The following is a 15,939-nucleotide window of genomic DNA, read 5'->3' as shown; positions in this document are numbered from 1 at the left end:
CACTTCCTCGCAGAATGAGCCGCACATGAACTCACCGTCGGGCCGCCGCCGAAAAGCCAGGGCACCCCGCCGGAGTGCCCCTCCGCAGATCCTGGGCCTGGCGGTCCTCCTCGTCGCCGCGTCCCTGGTCGCGGGCTACCTCGCCCTGACCCGCTCGGACAACACCGCGCCGACCGCGTCCTCCGGGGGGCGCGGCGGCGCCACGAAGGGGTCCGCCGGCACGAACCGGGTGGAACCCGAGTGGGACGGCAAGACGAAGATCCTCGGTGACGGCTCCACGTCCTACACGGGCCCACAGACAGGGCAGTTGAAGGCGGAGCCGCTCAAGCCGGGGGAGAAGCCGCCCCAGTTCGTCGTGTTCTCCTGGGACGGCGCGCTCGCGGGCGACGACGAGCTCTTCCAGCACTACCGGAAGATGGCGAAGGACTACAACGCCCACATGACCTTCTTCCTCACGGGCATCTACCTGCTGCCCAAGAGCAAGAAGGACCTCTACTCGCCCCCGCAGCACCCCAAGGGCTCCGCGGCCATCAGCTTCGCCACCGACGACCACATACGCACCACGCTGGAGCAGCTCGGCAAGGCGTGGAAGGACGGCAACGAGATCGGCACCCACTTCAACGGCCACTTCTGCGGCGCCAAGGGCGGCGACGACTGGAGCGTCGAGGAGTGGAAGAGCGAGATCGACCAGTTCTACGACTTCGTCGAGAAGTGGAAGACCAACACCGGCTTCAAGGACATCGACGCGCTGCCCTTCGACTTCAAGAAGGAGGTCACCGGCGGCCGCGCGCCCTGCCTGGAGGGCCAGAAGAACCTGCTGAAGGCCATCAAGGACTACGGCTGGCGCTACGACGCCAGCTCCTCGGGCGACTACCAGATATGGCCGACCAAGAAGAACGGCGTCTGGGACTTCCCGCTCCAGCTGCTCCCGTACGAGGGCGGCGACTACCAGGGCCTGTCCATGGACTTCAACTTCCTCTACAACCAGTCCGACGGCCAGACCGAGGGCCCGCCGGTCAACTACCCGCAGTGGGAGAGGGAGACCGTCGACGCGTACATGGCCGGCTTCAACCGCGTGTACTACGGCAGCCGGGCACCCCTGTTCATCGGTAACCACTTCGAGAACTGGAACGGCGGCATCTACATGAACGCCGTCGACGAGGTCATCAAGAACGTCTGCACCAAGAAGGACGTCAAGTGCGTCTCCTTCAAGGAGCTGAGCGGCTGGCTCGACGTGCAGAAGCCCTCAACTCTGCAGGAACTGCGCACACTGGACCCCGCGCAGGGCCCGGACTGGTCGACCGTCGTGAAGTGACACGTGACGTTCCAGTAACTTCCTGGGCTCACAAAGGCATCCCTCTTCACAAGGCCCACACACGCCATGCAAAGATGCCCTTCCCGGCCATCCCTCCGCCGGGGCAAGAGGGGAAACATCAGTGAAGTCAAGGAAATTGAGCCGTACGCGCCGCCGCGCCTCCATACTCGGCGCGGCAGCCACCTCCGTGGTCGCCGGAGTGGCGCTGCTGCCCAACTGGTCCGCGGGAGCGGCCGTCGTCGACGACCCCACGGTCGACGCGAAGACCAAGGCCACCTTCCAGCGGCTGGCGGACGCGGTCTTCACCGACCGCACCGACGCCCTGGTCGCCGGCGGGCAGGGTGACCGCTCCAAGCCGCTGACCGACGGCTTCTCCGGCGACGTCAAGCTGTCCAAGGGCACCGCCCGCACCGAGGACGCCACCCTGTCCTCGCTGGAGCAGCGCAAGGACAAGCTCGCGAAGGCCGGCGAGAAGTACAGCAAGGCCGCCACCACCGTCACCCTGAACGCCACGCGCGTGACGGGCCGTACGGCGAAGGCAGCGGTCACCGAGACCACGACCCTGACCTACGCCAAGGCCCGCGGCAACGCGCCGAAGACCACCGGCTTCCAGGCGCAGCACGAGCTGACCTTCAAGGCCGACAGCCAGGGCAACTGGCAGCTCACCAGCGTCCGGGACACCGACCAGGCCGGCCTCGCGGTGAACACGCTCTCCCAGCCGAAGTCGGTCAAGGCGCCCGCTCCCGCCCCCGACAACCCCATGCCCAACGCCCCGCGCGCGGCGACCACCCGCAACCCGGCCGCCGCCCCGAAGACCGGCACCGCCTACAACTACAAGGCGATGGCGACCTACGCCGAGAAGTACTGGAACGTCTACAACAAGGACTACCCGGACTTCAACGGCCACGGCGCCGGCGGCGACTGCACCAACTTCGTCAGCCAGTCCCTGAAGGCGGGCGGCTGGAAGCACGAGCCGGGCTACGTGTACGACTACACCAAGTGGTTCGGCAACAAGGAGATCCACTCGGACTCGTTCGTCGGCGTCAACGAGTGGTCCTGGTACGCCCAGAACTCCAAGCGCACCAAGCCGCTCGCCAACGTCTACCAGCTCGAGGTCGGCGACGTCCTCCAGATGGACTTCGACCGCGACGGGTCCAAGGACCACACGATGATCGTCACGTACAAGAGCGGCGGCGTGCCCTACGTGACGTACCACTCCAACAACACCCTGCGCAGGTCGGTGGCGAGCCTCGTCGCGTCGTACCCGACCGCGTACTACTACGCCTACCGCACCTGATCCGGACCCTGATCCTGATCGTGCGGGGGCCAGTGCTCCCGTAGTTCGCGCTGGCGGTCCCGCTCCTCGGCCAGTCCGGGGTTGCGGGCCCGCCAGTAGGGGTTGTCGTGCGGCAGGGCCGAGCCGACCCTGCCGTACATCCCGAAGACCATGAGCAGGATGCCGGCGACGAAGGTGAACATGACGTTCTGGATCTCGAAGGCCAGGAAGTTGTAGTCCGTCTCCAGCAGGCCGAGGAACAGGAATCCGTTGAGGATGAACAGGACGCCGAGCGCCATGTTCAGCGTCGACGCGAAGTTCCCGCCGATCACCATGCCGACGAAGAGCAGCAGCCCCACGCCGATCGACAGCCAGCTGAGCGCGCCGTTGGTGTTCAGGCTCCAGAGGGTGTCCCCGCCGGTGTCGAAGAAGCCGATGTTGTCGACGACACCGAAGACGCCGAAGACGACCAGCGCCAGACCCATCAGGCCCGCGCCGATCCGGTAGACCAGGTTCAGGCGGTGGTCGACGGGAAGGTGCTCGTCGAAGTTGATCCGCCTGCGCGACCCCGAGCGCTGTACGTGCGTGGCCATGTCCGCCTCCCTTGGGTGCGAGCGGAGGCCGTACGTCCGTCCCCTTCAATATCCGCCCGCCACGCCCCGACGGGCAACAGGACGGGCGACGGAGGGCGAGACGGAGGGCGAGACTGGGGGATACACAGCGCGGCACAGCGGGCGATACAGCGGGCCAACGGCCGCTCAGTGACCGCCCCCGCGCTCCTCCCGGATCCGCGTCACCACGTCCGCCACCGTGTGCCGCACGGCTTCCGTCTCGGTCAGGAAGTGCCAGTAGTCGGGGTGGCGGCCCTCCAGGCCGGCGATCGCCCGCTCCAGCCGCCCCACCGCGTCGTCCAGCGGCCGGGCGTCCCGAGGATCGGGCGTGTTGCGGCCCGCCATGGCCAGCCGCTGCGCGTCCCGGATCGCGAACCGTGTCCGCTCGATCTCCTGCTGCGGATCCTTCTGCACGGCGTTCAGCCGCGTCAGCCGCTCACCGGCCGCCGACACCGCCTCGTCGGTGGTGTTCAGCAGCGCCCGCACCGTCGACAGCAGCGCCGTCGCGTCCGGCCAGCGCTGGGCGTCCCGCGCGGTCTGCGCCTCGGTCAGCTTCCCCTCGGCCTGCCGTACGTGATCGGCGGCCTGCTCCGGCACATGCTGGAGGTCCTGCCAGCACGCCGCGGTGAACCGCCGCCGCAGGTCGCTGAGCACCGGTTCCACCTGCCCGGCACGCGTCGTCAGCCCCTGCGCGCGGGTGCGCAGCGACACCAGCCGGTGGTCGATCTCCGCGGCCTTCTCCGGCAGCCGCTCGGCCTCCACACGGATCGCCTCGGCGTCCCGCGCGACCCGCTCGGCACGCTCCAGCGTCTGCGGCACGCCGTGCTGCCCGGCGCCCTGGTTCAGCTTCGTCAGCTCCGGCGAGAGCGCGGCGAGCCGGGCCGCGAGGTCGTCCGCCCGCAGCCCCGAGCCCCGTACCGCGTCCAGGGCGTTCGAGGCGGCAAGGAGTGCCTGCCGGGCCCGCTCGACGGCCGGCGCGAGGCGGGCCAGCTGGGTCTCCGCCTTGCCGAGCAGCGGCCCCAGCCCGTCGGTGAAGCGGTCCAGCTCCCCCTTGACCCGGCCCAGCTCGTCCTTCGCCTTCGTCAGCGCGGTGCGCGCCTGCGCCGCCGCCGAGGCCTCCAGGTCGTCCCGGTCGAGGTCGTGGGCGTCGACGGCGCTGATGTACTGGTGGCTGGCCTCGTCGATGCGGCCGCTGATCGCCTGGAAGTCGGCGACCGCGCGCCGGGCGGCCGGGGAGTCGTCGACCGCCGTGATCGTCTCGATCGAGATCCTGAGGTCCCGCTGGGCGGTGTCCAGCTCGTAGAACGCGGCCGCGGCGGCGTCCTTCGCGGCCTGCGCCTCCGCCCGCTGGCTCTCCGCCCGCCCGCCGAACCACCGCCGGGTGCCGCCGCCGGCGAACGCGGCGGGCAGCGCGAGCGCGGCGAGCAGCGGCAGGCCGACCAGGGTGAGGGTGTCCCGCAGCGCGGATCTGTGCGCGCGCGGCACCGACGGCGAGTACGACTGCGAAGGTGTCGCCGTCACATCCCTCTCCCGTGCTGTGATTCGCCCTGCCCGGTGTCATTCTCCCACCGTGTAAGGACGAACACACGGGCCGGTTAGTTCGCGGTCCGCACCGTGACTTTGCCGTCGCCGGTCCGCGCGGACACCACGTGCGAGCTGGAGGCGTCCCGCGGCACGGACACGTCGACCCCCCCGTCGCCGGTCTCCGTCGTGACGCGGTACGTCGCCGAGGGCAGCGCGATCGTCACGGACCCGTCGCCGCTGCGGGACTCCACCCGCTCCGGTACGGCGCTCAGTTCGAGGTGCGCCGAGCCGTCGCCGGTGCGCGTGCTCACCCGCCGCGAGGAGACGTCGGCGCGCACGGAGCCGTCGCCGGTACGCACCTTCAGGGCACCGGAGGAGTCGGTGACCCGCACGGAGCCGTCGTCGGTCCTCAGCTCCAGCGTCCCCGAGGTGTCGCTGACGTGCACGGAACCGTCCCCCGTGCGAATGTTCAGCGCGTCCTTGAACCCGCGCGCCCGCACACTCCCGTCCTTGTCCTCGACCCGTACGGCGACACCCCGCGGCACCTCGATGCGGTGCTTGGCCGCGCAGTCGACGACCACGCCGGAGCACTTCAGGCGCAGGGTGAGCCGGTCGTCCTCGAAGGACCAGGTGACCTTCGGCTCCTTGCCCACGACCACCGACCCCTCGAACCAGCGGGTGACCTCGACACGGCCCGCCTTGTTCGAGTCCGCCGAGACGATCTCGAGCGCGGAGTCGTCGGAGTCGACGGTGAGAGTGCGCCCCGCCAGCGCGAAGGACCGGTGCTCGGGTTCCTTGTCGTCCGCGGCGGAGGCCCCGCAGGCGGTGGCGGTCGCGACGAGGGCCACGACGGCTCCGGCGGCGAGCGCGGTGCGGGCGGCAACGGTACGGGACATGGTGTCTCCCCCTGGGACGGACGGCGCGAGCTGCGCCTGCCCTATGACCGTAGGGAGCCGGGGCCCCGCCCGGGATCCGGCGCACTCCCGGATCCGAGGTGGGGTTAACCCCCTGCCCACACGGGGGACAAGGGCGCGGGATACGGGTTTGCGGGGCAGTGCCTGCGGCAGGGTAGGCTGTCGACTCGTCCTGGGTGCGTAGCTCAGGGGTAGAGCGCCTGCCTTACAAGCAGGATGTCGGCGGTTCGAAACCGTCCGCGCCCACCAGGAGTACGAGAGGGCCCCCGTGGAGACACGGGGGCCCTCTCGCATGTCGGGGACACGGGCTCCTAGCCCTGGTCCTCCTCCTCGGCCGGGATCTCGTGCGCGTGCTTCAGCTGCATGCGGGCCTCCACCCGTTCCGCCGCGGCGACCTCGGACCAGAAGCGGTGGCAGCTCACGAACACCGCGAGCTCGTGTTCCCGTTGCCGGAGCTTCTCCACCTCGGCCTGTTCGTCGGCCGTCCAGCCGGGGGAGGCGGGGCGCTCCACCTTGCGCCAGCCGTTGTCGTCGCTGAACGCGTCCAGCGGCTCGACCGACCAGGGGAGCCGCTTCAGCAGGACCGACAGCTCGGCCCGGACCTGATGCAGCTCCTCCTGGCCGGCGCGCAGGTCGCTCGGAAACTCATAGGTCTTAGCCACAGCACAATGCTACGCCTGTTCGATTTTGGGTGGCGAGTTGCTGGGGAGGTGTCATTTCGGGGCGATACGGTCCGCCCGCCGGTCTGGGCAGGTGGCACAGCACCTGCCCGCTGCCGGTTCGGTGTGGTGCCGCGGCCGGGAGTCCCGTCCGGTCAGTGACCGGATTCCCTCAACTCCCGTACCAGCCGGGCCGTTACGGGCACCTCGACGCCATGCCGCTCGGCCGCCCGCAGCAACGCTCCGCCGATCGCGTCGAGTTCGAGGGGGCGTCCCGCCTCGGCGTCGCGCTGCATCGACGACTTCGTCCCGGGCGGGAAGGCGTCGTAGCGGGCGAGGGCCTGTGCCGGTTCCGCCGGGCCGCCGCAGGCGCGGCTGACGGCGGCCGTCTCCTCGACCAGCGCGGTCAACTCCGCGCGGCGGGCGGTGCGTACGTCGCCCATGGGCAGCCCGTGGCGCGTGGTGAGCAGGGCGAACGGGGCGAGGAACGACATCTTCGCCCACAGCGCCGACGCCTCGTCGTCCAGGACACGCGTGGTCGGTCCCGCCGACGCGAGGGCCTGCGCGAGGGCGTCGAGGCGGGTGCGCGGGACCGGGTCTCCGGCCAGGTCGACCTCGACGAACGGGCTGGCGTGTTCGATCACTCCGGGCTCGACCCGCGTGGACTCGACCCGGATGACACTGGGCGCGACACGGTCGGGGCGGTAGCGGTTGCGCAGGGTCGCCGGGTGCTCGACACCGTTCAGGAACGGTACGAGCAGGCCGTCGCCGAGGGCCTCGGGCGCGACGCGGGTCAGGGCGGCGTCGAGGGTGGTGTGCTTGACGGCGACCAGGCAGGCGTCGACCGGTTCGCGCAGCTCGGTGTCCGCCTCGACGCGGGCGGTGAAGTCGCCGAAGACGGTGCTGCGGACGCGGATGCCGCCGGTGCGGAGCGTGTGCGCCGTCTTCTCGCCGGCCAGGCAGATCACGCGGTGGCCGGTGCGTGCCAGGAGCGCGGCGAGCAGGCCGCCCACGCCGCCGGGGCCCAGGACGGCCACGGTCGATACGTCGTTCGCCATGATGCGGTGATGTCCTCTCGTCGGTCGGCCCCGAACGGTGGCCGCCTCGGGATGATCATCACACTTCTGTGTGAGCGGAGGGCGGTTTCGGCGACACTGGGAGCATGTGCCGAAGCATCAAGACGCTCCGTCCGCCCGTCCTGCCCGAGGAGGCCACACAGGACGAGATCCGGGCCGCAGCCCTCCAGTACGTGCGCAAGGTCTCCGGCTTCCGGGCGCCCGCCGAGCACAACCGGGAGGTGTTCGAACGTGCCGTCGACGCCATCGCCGAGGCCACGGCGGAACTGCTCGACGGACTGGAGATCCGGGGCCAGGCCGCCCGCCAGCCGGTCTGAGCGAACGGAGCCACGGCCAGGCCCCTCCGCCGCTACGGGCCTGCCTGGGCCGAGCGGCCCACGGGCACGCCCAGCCACCTACGCGCGCCTACGCGGGCCGAGCCGGGCGATGGGCACGGTCCGCCAGCGCTGCGGGGCCTGCGTGGGCTGGGCCAGTCATGGGCACGCTCCCCGCGCCTACGCGGGCCGAGCGGCCACGGACCGCCCCGCCTCCGGCCTACGCCGGCTGCTGCCTGCCCATCACGTACGTCGCCCCCGCGCCCGCCCCGAAGAGCGCCAGCAGGGACACGCCCGTTGCCAGCCACGTCGTGCCGAGCCACTGTGCGCCGAAGTAGCCGAGGGCGACGCTGTACGTGGCCCAGGAGAGGCCGGCCAGCGCGGACCAGGGCACGAAGTCGCGGGCGCGGCGCTGGGCGGCGCCGGCGATGAGGGAGACGACGGAGCGGCCGGCGGGCGCGAAGCGGGCCAGCACGACCAGCGCGCCGCCACCGTGGGCGAGGGCGGCGCCGAGACGTTCCTGCGCGGTGGTCAGCCGGCGGGAGCGGGAGATCGCCCGGTCCAGTCGCGCGCCGCCCCGCCGGGCGAGCCGGTAGGCCACCAGGTCGCCGAGAACGGATGCCGAGGCCGCGCAGAACGTGAGCACCAGGATGTCGGGGACCGCGTGGGTCATCTGCCCCGTCGCCGAACCCGCTGCCGCCGCTGTCGCCGCCGCGATCACAAGGACGCCGCTCGGTAGGACCGGCAGGAACACGTCGAGCAGCACCGAAAGTGCCACCATCGCGTAGATCCATGGGCTGCCGGTCAGCGACCCCACACTCTCCAGCACTGCTCTCTCCCCGTTGTCTCCCCCGTGTGGCCCGACCGTGCCGCGATGTCGCGAGGGAGCGGCAGGGGCGGCCAATGACAGCCATTCAGCGTACGCCGGGGGTGTGACAGGACATTCACCGGGGGCTCGTGTGTTCGGCACAGCAGGTTCACCGGTACGTACGCGAAGGCGCCCTCCCCGTCGGTGCGGGAAGGGCGCCTTCGCGTTTGTGCGGACGGATCAGGCCGTCACCGGCGAGCGCTCGGCCGCCGGCTGCTGCTCCTCGGACGTGCGCCGGGAGAAGAACTGGTCCAGGCCGAGGGCGCCGGAGCCGGTGAAGACCAGCAGCAGGAAGGCCCAGCAGAACATCGCCGAGGCCTCGCCGCCGTTCTCCATCGGCCACAGTGCGCCCGGCTGGTGGACCTTGAAGTACGCGTACGCCATCGAGCCCGAGGCGAGGAACGCGGCGGCACGGGTGCCGAGTCCGAGCAGCACGAGGCTGCCGCAGACGAGCTGTATCGCGGCCGCGTACCAGCCGGGCCAGGTGCCGGCCTCTATCGTGCCGCCGTTGGAGCCGACGGCTCCGCCCAGGACTCCGAAGAGCGAGGCGGCTCCGTGGCAGGCGAAGAGCAGGCCGACGACGATACGGAACAGGCCGATCGCGTACGGCTGCGCCCTGTTGAGACGAGCGGACATGTGGGGACACTCCTTCGGTTTCGTTCTGGCCGGTCGGGGACTGGACCGGCCGGTGGGGGCGGCGGTACCGAACGAGAGACCCAGGCTAGGTGTGCCTAATCAATGCTTGCAAGTTCAACTTTTGGCCATGGTTTGGCTTCCGTTTGACGTTCCATTTGTGTTACGCCCGCACGTAGAACGGCTCTCGCCACCGCATCCGCGTCCGAAAGTGTGACCGAATCCACCCCTGGCCGAGCACCTGCCGCGGTCACCCAGTGCACGCCCTCCGTGGGCACTCCGAAGGCGAACCGCCTTGCGTGGGGCTTCCCCTGACGGTCAATCAGATGATACGGGCGTGCGGTCACATCGACCCCTCCCGTTTCGTAACCGTCGACCGTGTGCGGGCGGCACTGCCCGCTCCCCAGCAGCCGGGCGAGGAGCTCGTCGGCGGTGCGGCGCAGGCCCGGCTCCGGGAGCCGGGCCTCTATGAGGGTCGTCACACGCACCCGAGAGCCCCGCACGACGGGCGAGTGCGCCACCCAGGCCCCTTCCTCCTCCCGCACGTCGAGGCCGGGCCCGAGCACCTCCACCACGCCCGCCTCCACCAGCGCGACCAACTCCTCGACGCGCCGTCGGGGCGGGCCGATGGACAGGAAGGCGTTGAGCGGGGTGTACCAGCCGTCCAGGTGCTCACGCCGGGACGCGCCGCTCAGGCCGCCGTGGTCGACGATCAGCCGCAGTTCGTTGCGCAGGTCGCGCAGAACGTCCAGGGCTGCCTTGGACGGGCCGCGCACATTGCCGAGGGCCGCCTGCGCCGCGTCCACCCGCAGATGCCCGAGCAGCCACTCCCGCCACCGCGCCGGGTCCGCGAACTCCCCTTCCGGATACGGCCGCGAGACCCGCTCCCAGCACCAGTGATCGGCGTCCCGGATCCCGAACTCCTCCAGTACGAGGGCCTCCTCGGGGCCGCCGTGCGGGACGGCGAGGAAACGCTCCGCGAACTCCGGCCGCCCGGTCAGGGCCGCGTAGTACACCGTCTCCACCTCCTTCGCCACCAACGGCCATATCTCCGCCAGGAAGTCCGGGGCCTCCCCGGAGTCCGCGCGCTTGCGGAAGTCCGCGATCACCTCCGGGGTGAGGACGAGCGGGGCATGCCGGCCGTACGGCCCCTTCGCGTTGTCGCCGCGGGCCTGGTACGGGATGCCGCGCCGCGAACCGGCGTACAGACGCGGCTCCCGGCCGGAGGGCAGGTAGCGCGGGCCGCGGTGGTCGCGTACGAAACGGCCGCCGCGGCCCGTCGTCAACAGGGCCACGTGGTCGAAGAAGTTGAGGCCCAGGCCGCGCAACAGCACCGGTTCGCCGGGTGCGAGCTGGGACAGGTCGAGGTCGGCCGGGTTGGCGGGCGGTATGTGGCGCAGCCCGTGGCGCTCGGCGTGGGCCGCGAGGCGCCGCTCGGCCGCGTCCGCGACCACCGGGAGGTGCCCCTGGGCGAGAACCACCGCGGACAGCCCCGCCAGCACGCGCCCGTCGTCGAGCGTCAGGACCTGCCGGCCGTCCGGGGCGTCGTCGAGCCGTACCGCCCGGGCCGCGTGCGTCTCCACGCGCACCGCGGGCGGCGCCTCACGCACCACCCGCGCGAACACCCACTCCAGGTAACGGCCGTAGTCGGCGCGGGTCGGGTAGTCGTCCGGGGTCAGCTCGCCGGCCGCCCACTCGTGCAGGCTCGGCCCCGGGCGGATCGGGCCCGAGCAGTCCACGCTGTCGTCGGTGAACAGGGTCACCTGGCAGGCCACCGTGTTCATCAGCAGCTCCCGCGACTGCGCCGTGCGCCACACCCGGCCCGGGCCCGGCGGCGCCGGGTCGACCACATGGACCGTCAGCCGCGCACCCGGCGGCAGGAACTCCGGCACGGAGGCGATCAGGCGCTCCAGGACACTGGTGCCGCGCGGGCCGGCGCCGACGAGGGCGACGGAGACCGCCACCGTTTCCGCTTCCGCGTTCGCTGTTTCCGCGTTCGCTGCAGACAAAGGGGGGTCTCCCGGGCGTGTGGGGCGCAGTGGAGGGGACCGCCCGGAGGAAGCGGACGGTCCGCCTCATCATGCCCTCGGGCGTCACGGAAGCCAACGCACACCCCACGTGCCCCAGTTGTCCCACATACGGCCTTATGTGGCCTCAAGCGGCCTCACGTCTCCGCATGCGCCTCATACGGCCTGCTGCGGTCATCGGCCTCATACAGCCTCATACGGCCTCATGTGCCTCATACGGGCTCATACGCCTCATACAGCCTCATGCGCCTCATACAGCCTCATGAGGAGGACAGGGTGGACTCCTCCACGGTCTCGAGCGTCCCGTTCGCCCGCGCCTGCTCCAGCCGCAACCGCGCCGAACGCCCGCGCACCGTCAGCGTCATGAGCTGGTTGCCGAACCAGGGCCCGCCCGTCTTCCGCCAGTCGACCGGCGGCCGCTCACAACGCCCGTGCCGGGCGAAGAGGCGTCCGAGGGCACGGGCCGGCGCGCTCCAGCCGAAGCGGAAGCCGAGCCTTATCGACAGCGGGATGGAGTTGTGGACGGGGGAGCAGGTCAGCTGGAGCACCCGCGCCTCGGGCCCTCGCGCGAGCCAGTGCGGCTCGGCCACATAGGCGTGGTGCACGTCCCCCGACAGCACGAGCACCGTCGCCGGCGCCTCAGGACCCGACCCGGCGTCCGCGATCAGCCGCGCCAGCGAGGCGAAGGACGCCGGGAAAGCCGCCCAGTGCTCCAGGTCCGCCGCCCGGCGCAGCTTCTCCCCCCAGCGCGCCCAGCGCCGACCCCGCACACCCCGGCTCAGCGCCGCACTCCACGCCTCCGCGTCGTGCACGAGCTGCGGCAACAGCCAGGGCAGGGAGGTGCCGATGAGCAGGTGGTCGTAGCTGCTCCGGTCCTCCAGTGCCTGCGCGCGCAGCCATTCGGCCTCGCCCGGGTCGAGCATCGACCGGCCGTCCTCCTCCAGGACCCGGGCCGCACGTGAGTCCACCATCATCAGCCGCACGCGCCCGAAGTCACGCCGGTAGCTCCAGCGCACGGTCGTCGGGTCCACGTCGGCCTCGGCGGCGAAGGCGCGCAGGGCGTCGGTGCCGTCGGGGCTCTCGCGCACGGCGGAGTAGAGCGGGTCGGCGGCGAGTTCGGCGGGCGGGAGGTTGCCGATGTGCTGGTGCACCCAGTACGACATCAGCCCGCTCAGCAGCCGCTCGCGCCACCAGGACGTGGCCCGCATGTCAGCGACCCAGGAGGCGGAGGTGTTCCAGTCGTCTATGACGTCGTGGTCGTCGAAGATCATGCAGGTCGGCACCGTGGACAGCAGCCAGCGGACCTCGGGGTCGAGCCAGGACTCGTAGTAGAGCCGGGTGTACTCCTCGTAGTCCGCCACGCCGGTCCCCGGGGGCTCGTCGAGGTCGCGCCGGGCGGCCAGCCAGCGCTGCGTGGCGTCGGAGGTCTCGTCGGCGTACACCTGGTCGCCCAGCAGGAGCAGCACGTCGGGCCGCTCGCCCTCCGGGTCGGCGGCGATCCGGGTCGCCAGCGTGTCCAGGGCGTCCGGGCCGACCGGGTCGTGCCCGTCGGCGGGCGGCGCGGCCCAGCGGCACGAGCCGAACATCACCCGCACCGCCTCGCCGTCGCCGTCGGCCGGGGTCCTGATCACGGAGGGCGGGAAGGGGGAGTCGGGCAGGGGCCAGACACGGGCGCCGTCGAGCACGACCTCGTACGAGGCCGAGGCGCCCGGTGTGAGTCCGGTCACCGGGATGAGGGCGTAGTGGTGCCCCGCGATCTGGAAGGTGTGGGCCGCGCCGCGGCCGCCGTCGGCGCAGTGCACCTCGGCGGTGCACGGACGGCTCGTCTCGACCCAGACGGTCGCGGACGAGCCGTCGACGTATCTCAGCAGTGGTCCCAGGCGCAGTTCGGCCACGGTATCGCCCGCCCTCGTCAGTGGTCGGCTTCGCCTCCGGGGCGCGCCCCGGAGGCGAAGCCTCCTGTGTCGCCCCGTACGGTACGCAGCGACGGAGGAGAACGGGGAGATCCCTGCGCTCAGCAGTTCACGCGGATCAGCAGTTCGCGAGGTAGCTGGTCAGCGCGCTCTTCTCGGCGGAGTCCACGGACAGGTCGTAGTAGTACTTCACCTGGACCCAGGCGCGGACGTAGGTGCAGCGGTAGGCCGTGCGCGACGGCATCCAGGTGGCCGGGTCCTGGTCGCCCTTGGCCTGGTTGACGTTGTCCGTGACGGCGATGAGCTGCGGGCGGGTCAGGTCGTTGGCGAAGGCCTGGCGCTGCGAGGTGGTCCAGTCACTCGCGCCGGAGTCCCAGGCCTCGGCGAGCGGGACGAGGTGGTCGATGTCGAGGTCGGAGGCGGCGGTCCAGGTCGCGCCGTCGTACTGGGAGTACCAGCTGCCGCTGGTGGAGGCGCAGGAGGAGTCGGTGACGACGCCCGAGCCGTCGCGCTTGAGGACCGTCTCGCGGGTGTTGCAGCTGCCGCTGATGGTGATCCAGTGCGGGAAGAGGTCGCGGTCGTAGCCGGTGCGGTCCTCGGTGGCCACGGTGAGGGAGGCCAGGTACCCGCGGGCGGTGGCGGCGCTGACCGGCGTGGGGAGGGCGGCGGAGGCGGTCGGGGAGTTGAAGAGGGCGACGGAGGCTATGAGGCCGGTGAGGGCGGAGAGTATGCTCAGGCGTCGACGCGCGTAGAACTTCGACATGCGAACTCCGTTGGGGTGGGGCGGCGTTGGGGTGCGGGCGAGGGAATGCTCGCGGCGCCGTGTTGCCGTGGGGTGTGGGGCAGGTTAGAAGTTAGTGACGTGAACATGACACGACAAGAGTGTGGGGGTGGGGAGTTCCCCGAGGGGTCACGTATGGTGGACGGAGTTGAAGGGGAGTAGCTCTTCGCCGGACCGTCGACATACTGCTCAGCCAGTCTGAGCCGGCGCCCGGAGGCGGACCTCGGTCATGAGGTCGGCCAGCGAGACCTTCGGCAAGCAGTGCACGCCCGTGTCGTACGGCACGGGCGCCGTGTGTGCTGCCGTGCCGAGGTGTCGTGTCGCGAAGGTTCAGCACTCTCGGTGGGGCGGCCCCCGACCGATTGAGGACCCTTGATCAGCTTCACCGTGACGGCGCTCGTGTTCGGCGTCGTCTTCCTCGCCGAACTGCCGGACAAGACCGCCCTGGCCGGCCTCGTCCTCGGCACCCGCTACCGCGCCTCGTACGTCTTCGCCGGCGTCGCCGCCGCGTTCGCCCTGCACGTCGCCCTGGCCGTCGCAGCCGGCAGCGTACTGACGCTGCTGCCCCAGCAGATCGTGCAGGCGCTGACCGGGGTGCTCTTCCTCGGGGGTGCGGCAGTGCTGCTGATGAAGAAGGGCGAGGACGAGGAGGACGTCCGCAGCCCCGAGAACCAGTCCTTCTGGAAGGTCGCCGGCACCGGATTCATGCTCATCCTGGTCGCCGAGTTCGGTGACCTCACCCAGATCATGACGGCGAACCTCGCGGCCCGCTACGACGATCCGCTCTCCGTCGGACTCGGTGCGGTGCTGGCGCTGTGGGCGGTGGCCGGGCTGGGCATCGTCGGCGGCAAGGCCCTGATGAGGCGAGTGCCGCTGCGGCTGATCACGAAGGCGGCGGCGGTGCTGATGGTGGGGCTCGGGGTGTGGAGTCTCTGGGAGGCGGTGTCCGGGTGAGGTGGGGGTGGGGCCTGGGGCGGGCTGTGACCGAGCTGAACGGTGGGTGAACGGTTGCAGGAAGCTGGGCCGGGCTCTGGCGCATACGGCCCCGATTTTGTACCGTGGAGGAACAAAGTGGCTCCCGCCCGTTTTCCCTGACCGGCGGGCGGGGCCGCCTTGTTTCTCCCCCCTGTGCTTGAGCCGCTGCCGGTGCTCGAGCCTGTGCTTGGAGCTGCCGATGACGGCCACTGCCGTGCTCACCGCCCGCGCCCTCCTGCTCGACATGGACGGCACCCTCGTCAATTCCGACGCCGTGGTGGAACGCATCTGGCGACGCTGGGCCGAGCAGCAGGGGCTGGACGGCGACGAGGTCATGAAGGTCGTCCACGGCAGGCAGGGCCACGCCTCGATGGCCCTGCTGCTGCCCGACCGTCCGGCGGAGCAGAACCACGCGGACAACGCCCGCATGCTCGCGGAGGAGACCGCGGACATGGAGGGCGTGGTAGCCATCCCCGGCGCCCAGAAGTTCCTGTCCTCCCTGCGGGGAGCCCCCCACGCCCTCGTAACCTCGGCGGACGCCCCCCTCTCCACGGCCCGCATGGCCGCCGCCGGCCTCCCCCTCCCCGAGACCCGCATCACCGCCGAGTCCGTCGGCGCCAGCAAGCCCGACCCCGAGGGCTTCCTCAAGGCCGCCGCCGAACTGGGCGTCGCCCCCGCGGACTGCCTGGTCTTCGAGGACTCCGGCGCGGGCATCGCAGCGGGCCGTGCAGCCGGGATGCGCGTGGTGGGCATCGGCGAGCGGGCCGGGGCGTACGGCCCTGACGTGTGGGTGAGGGATCTGACGGGCGTGCGGGTGGAGATTCTGGGAGGCGGGGGTGGGGTGCGTTTGGTGGTGGACGGGGGGCTGGTGGCTTGAGGGGGTGAGGGGGCTTGCGGGTGGGTGTGTTGATGTGCGGCCGTTGGGGTGCGCAGGGTGGGCGCGGGTTGGTGAGGTGATCGTCGGGGCCGGCTGCCGTGAACCCCTGCCGATGAAGTGGCCGTTGGGTCCGCCCGCTTCTTGTCAGTGTCGTGCTTCCGCGGCCCGCCTCAAGG

Annotated in this window: 15 protein-coding genes and 1 tRNA gene; 6 read left to right on the top strand and 10 right to left on the bottom strand. The window is 71.2% G+C overall.

From position 1 onward, the window contains the following. The first annotated feature begins 25 nt into the window (after positions 1-25). On the top strand, positions 26-1,315 hold the full coding sequence (locus tag ACFYWX_RS38835) for a hypothetical protein (protein WP_389429715.1): 1,290 nt from the start codon (positions 26-28) through the stop codon (positions 1,313-1,315). A 136-nt stretch (positions 1,316-1,451) separates the two neighbouring features. Continuing rightward, positions 1,452-2,612: an amidase domain-containing protein gene (locus ACFYWX_RS38830; protein WP_389429714.1), complete on the top strand. Its 1,161-nt coding sequence runs from the start codon at positions 1,452-1,454 to the stop codon at positions 2,610-2,612. Here ACFYWX_RS38830 and ACFYWX_RS38825 read toward each other — a convergent pair. From ACFYWX_RS38825 to ACFYWX_RS38815, 3 genes are all read right to left on the bottom strand, one after another. Beyond that, on the bottom strand, positions 2,600-3,184 hold the full coding sequence (locus ACFYWX_RS38825; RefSeq protein WP_389429712.1) for a DUF4383 domain-containing protein: 585 nt from the start codon (positions 3,182-3,184) through the stop codon (positions 2,600-2,602). The two genes, ACFYWX_RS38830 and ACFYWX_RS38825, sit on opposite strands and share 13 nt — an antisense overlap. 165 nt (positions 3,185-3,349) lie before the next feature. Further along, positions 3,350-4,723, bottom strand: coding sequence for a hypothetical protein (locus ACFYWX_RS38820; protein WP_389429710.1), 1,374 nt, complete (start codon positions 4,721-4,723; stop codon positions 3,350-3,352). A gap of 74 nt (positions 4,724-4,797) precedes the next feature. Then, a complete protein-coding gene (locus tag ACFYWX_RS38815; RefSeq protein ID WP_389429709.1) occupies positions 4,798-5,622 on the bottom strand; it encodes a DUF4097 family beta strand repeat-containing protein in 825 nt (274 codons plus the stop codon). Positions 5,623-5,814: 192 nt separating this feature from the next. On the opposite strand from ACFYWX_RS38815, the gene ACFYWX_RS38810 reads away from it, so the two are divergent. Beyond that, a tRNA-Val gene (locus ACFYWX_RS38810) sits at positions 5,815-5,889 on the top strand. Positions 5,890-5,951: 62 nt separating this feature from the next. Here the strand turns inward: ACFYWX_RS38810 and ACFYWX_RS38805 are convergent. Further along, positions 5,952-6,302: a hypothetical protein gene (locus ACFYWX_RS38805; protein ID WP_389429708.1), complete on the bottom strand. Its 351-nt coding sequence runs from the start codon at positions 6,300-6,302 to the stop codon at positions 5,952-5,954. Positions 6,303-6,454: 152 nt separating this feature from the next. Next, positions 6,455-7,357 carry a ketopantoate reductase family protein gene (locus tag ACFYWX_RS38800; protein ID WP_389429707.1) on the bottom strand — a complete coding sequence of 301 codons (903 nt, stop codon included), beginning with the start codon at positions 7,355-7,357 and terminating at the stop codon, positions 6,455-6,457. Positions 7,358-7,461: 104 nt separating this feature from the next. Between ACFYWX_RS38800 and ACFYWX_RS38795 the strand changes: the two genes are divergently transcribed. Continuing rightward, the gene (locus ACFYWX_RS38795; RefSeq protein ID WP_389429706.1) at positions 7,462-7,692 is read left to right on the top strand and encodes a DUF2277 domain-containing protein; all 231 of its coding nucleotides are present in this window, start codon (positions 7,462-7,464) and stop codon (positions 7,690-7,692) included. Positions 7,693-7,909: 217 nt separating this feature from the next. Here the strand turns inward: ACFYWX_RS38795 and ACFYWX_RS38790 are convergent, their stop codons facing one another. The 5 genes from ACFYWX_RS38790 to ACFYWX_RS38770 all read right to left on the bottom strand — a co-directional run bounded on the left by ACFYWX_RS38790 (position 7,910) and on the right by ACFYWX_RS38770 (position 13,893). Continuing rightward, positions 7,910-8,518 carry a DedA family protein gene (locus tag ACFYWX_RS38790; RefSeq protein WP_389429705.1) on the bottom strand — a complete coding sequence of 203 codons (609 nt, stop codon included), beginning with the start codon at positions 8,516-8,518 and terminating at the stop codon, positions 7,910-7,912. Between the two features lie 219 nt (positions 8,519-8,737). Further along, the gene (locus ACFYWX_RS38785; RefSeq protein ID WP_389429704.1) at positions 8,738-9,193 is read right to left on the bottom strand and encodes a DoxX family protein; all 456 of its coding nucleotides are present in this window, start codon (positions 9,191-9,193) and stop codon (positions 8,738-8,740) included. Between the two features lie 95 nt (positions 9,194-9,288). Next, positions 9,289-11,199 (bottom strand): FAD/NAD(P)-binding protein, encoded by a 1,911-nt coding sequence (locus ACFYWX_RS38780; protein ID WP_389429703.1) that lies wholly within the window; start codon positions 11,197-11,199, stop codon positions 9,289-9,291. Positions 11,200-11,477: 278 nt separating this feature from the next. Continuing rightward, on the bottom strand, positions 11,478-13,112 hold the full coding sequence (locus ACFYWX_RS38775) for an alkaline phosphatase D family protein (RefSeq protein ID WP_389429701.1): 1,635 nt from the start codon (positions 13,110-13,112) through the stop codon (positions 11,478-11,480). A gap of 136 nt (positions 13,113-13,248) precedes the next feature. Beyond that, positions 13,249-13,893, bottom strand: a complete 645-nt coding sequence (locus ACFYWX_RS38770; protein ID WP_389429698.1) for an HNH endonuclease family protein — start codon at positions 13,891-13,893, stop codon at positions 13,249-13,251. 390 nt (positions 13,894-14,283) lie between these two features. Between ACFYWX_RS38770 and ACFYWX_RS38765 the strand changes: the two genes are divergently transcribed. Both ACFYWX_RS38765 and ACFYWX_RS38760 read left to right on the top strand, forming a co-directional pair. Then, the gene (locus ACFYWX_RS38765) at positions 14,284-14,865 is read left to right on the top strand and encodes a TMEM165/GDT1 family protein (RefSeq protein WP_389429697.1); all 582 of its coding nucleotides are present in this window, start codon (positions 14,284-14,286) and stop codon (positions 14,863-14,865) included. A 220-nt stretch (positions 14,866-15,085) separates the two neighbouring features. Next, a complete protein-coding gene (locus ACFYWX_RS38760; RefSeq protein WP_389429695.1) occupies positions 15,086-15,763 on the top strand; it encodes an HAD-IA family hydrolase in 678 nt (225 codons plus the stop codon). Positions 15,764-15,939 lie beyond the last annotated feature (176 nt).

Source organism: Streptomyces sp. NPDC002888, assembly GCF_042888465.1.
Taxonomy (GTDB): domain Bacteria; phylum Actinomycetota; class Actinomycetes; order Streptomycetales; family Streptomycetaceae; genus Streptomyces.
This window is presented reverse-complemented; position numbering and strand designations above follow the sequence as displayed.

Excerpts from the sequence above, each read along its gene's own strand:
- ACFYWX_RS38835 (WP_389429715.1), top strand. The coding sequence starts at position 26 with ATGAACTCACCGTCGGGCCGCCGCCGAAAAGCCAGGGCACCCCGCCGG.
- ACFYWX_RS38825 (WP_389429712.1), bottom strand. The coding sequence starts at position 3,184 with ATGGCCACGCACGTACAGCGCTCGGGGTCGCGCAGGCGGATCAACTTC.
- ACFYWX_RS38815 (WP_389429709.1), bottom strand. The coding sequence starts at position 5,622 with ATGTCCCGTACCGTTGCCGCCCGCACCGCGCTCGCCGCCGGAGCCGTC.
- ACFYWX_RS38800 (WP_389429707.1), bottom strand. The coding sequence starts at position 7,357 with ATGGCGAACGACGTATCGACCGTGGCCGTCCTGGGCCCCGGCGGCGTG.
- ACFYWX_RS38795 (WP_389429706.1), top strand. The coding sequence starts at position 7,462 with ATGTGCCGAAGCATCAAGACGCTCCGTCCGCCCGTCCTGCCCGAGGAG.
- ACFYWX_RS38785 (WP_389429704.1), bottom strand. The coding sequence starts at position 9,193 with ATGTCCGCTCGTCTCAACAGGGCGCAGCCGTACGCGATCGGCCTGTTC.
- ACFYWX_RS38770 (WP_389429698.1), bottom strand. The coding sequence starts at position 13,893 with ATGTCGAAGTTCTACGCGCGTCGACGCCTGAGCATACTCTCCGCCCTC.
- ACFYWX_RS38760 (WP_389429695.1), top strand. The coding sequence starts at position 15,086 with ATGACGGCCACTGCCGTGCTCACCGCCCGCGCCCTCCTGCTCGACATG.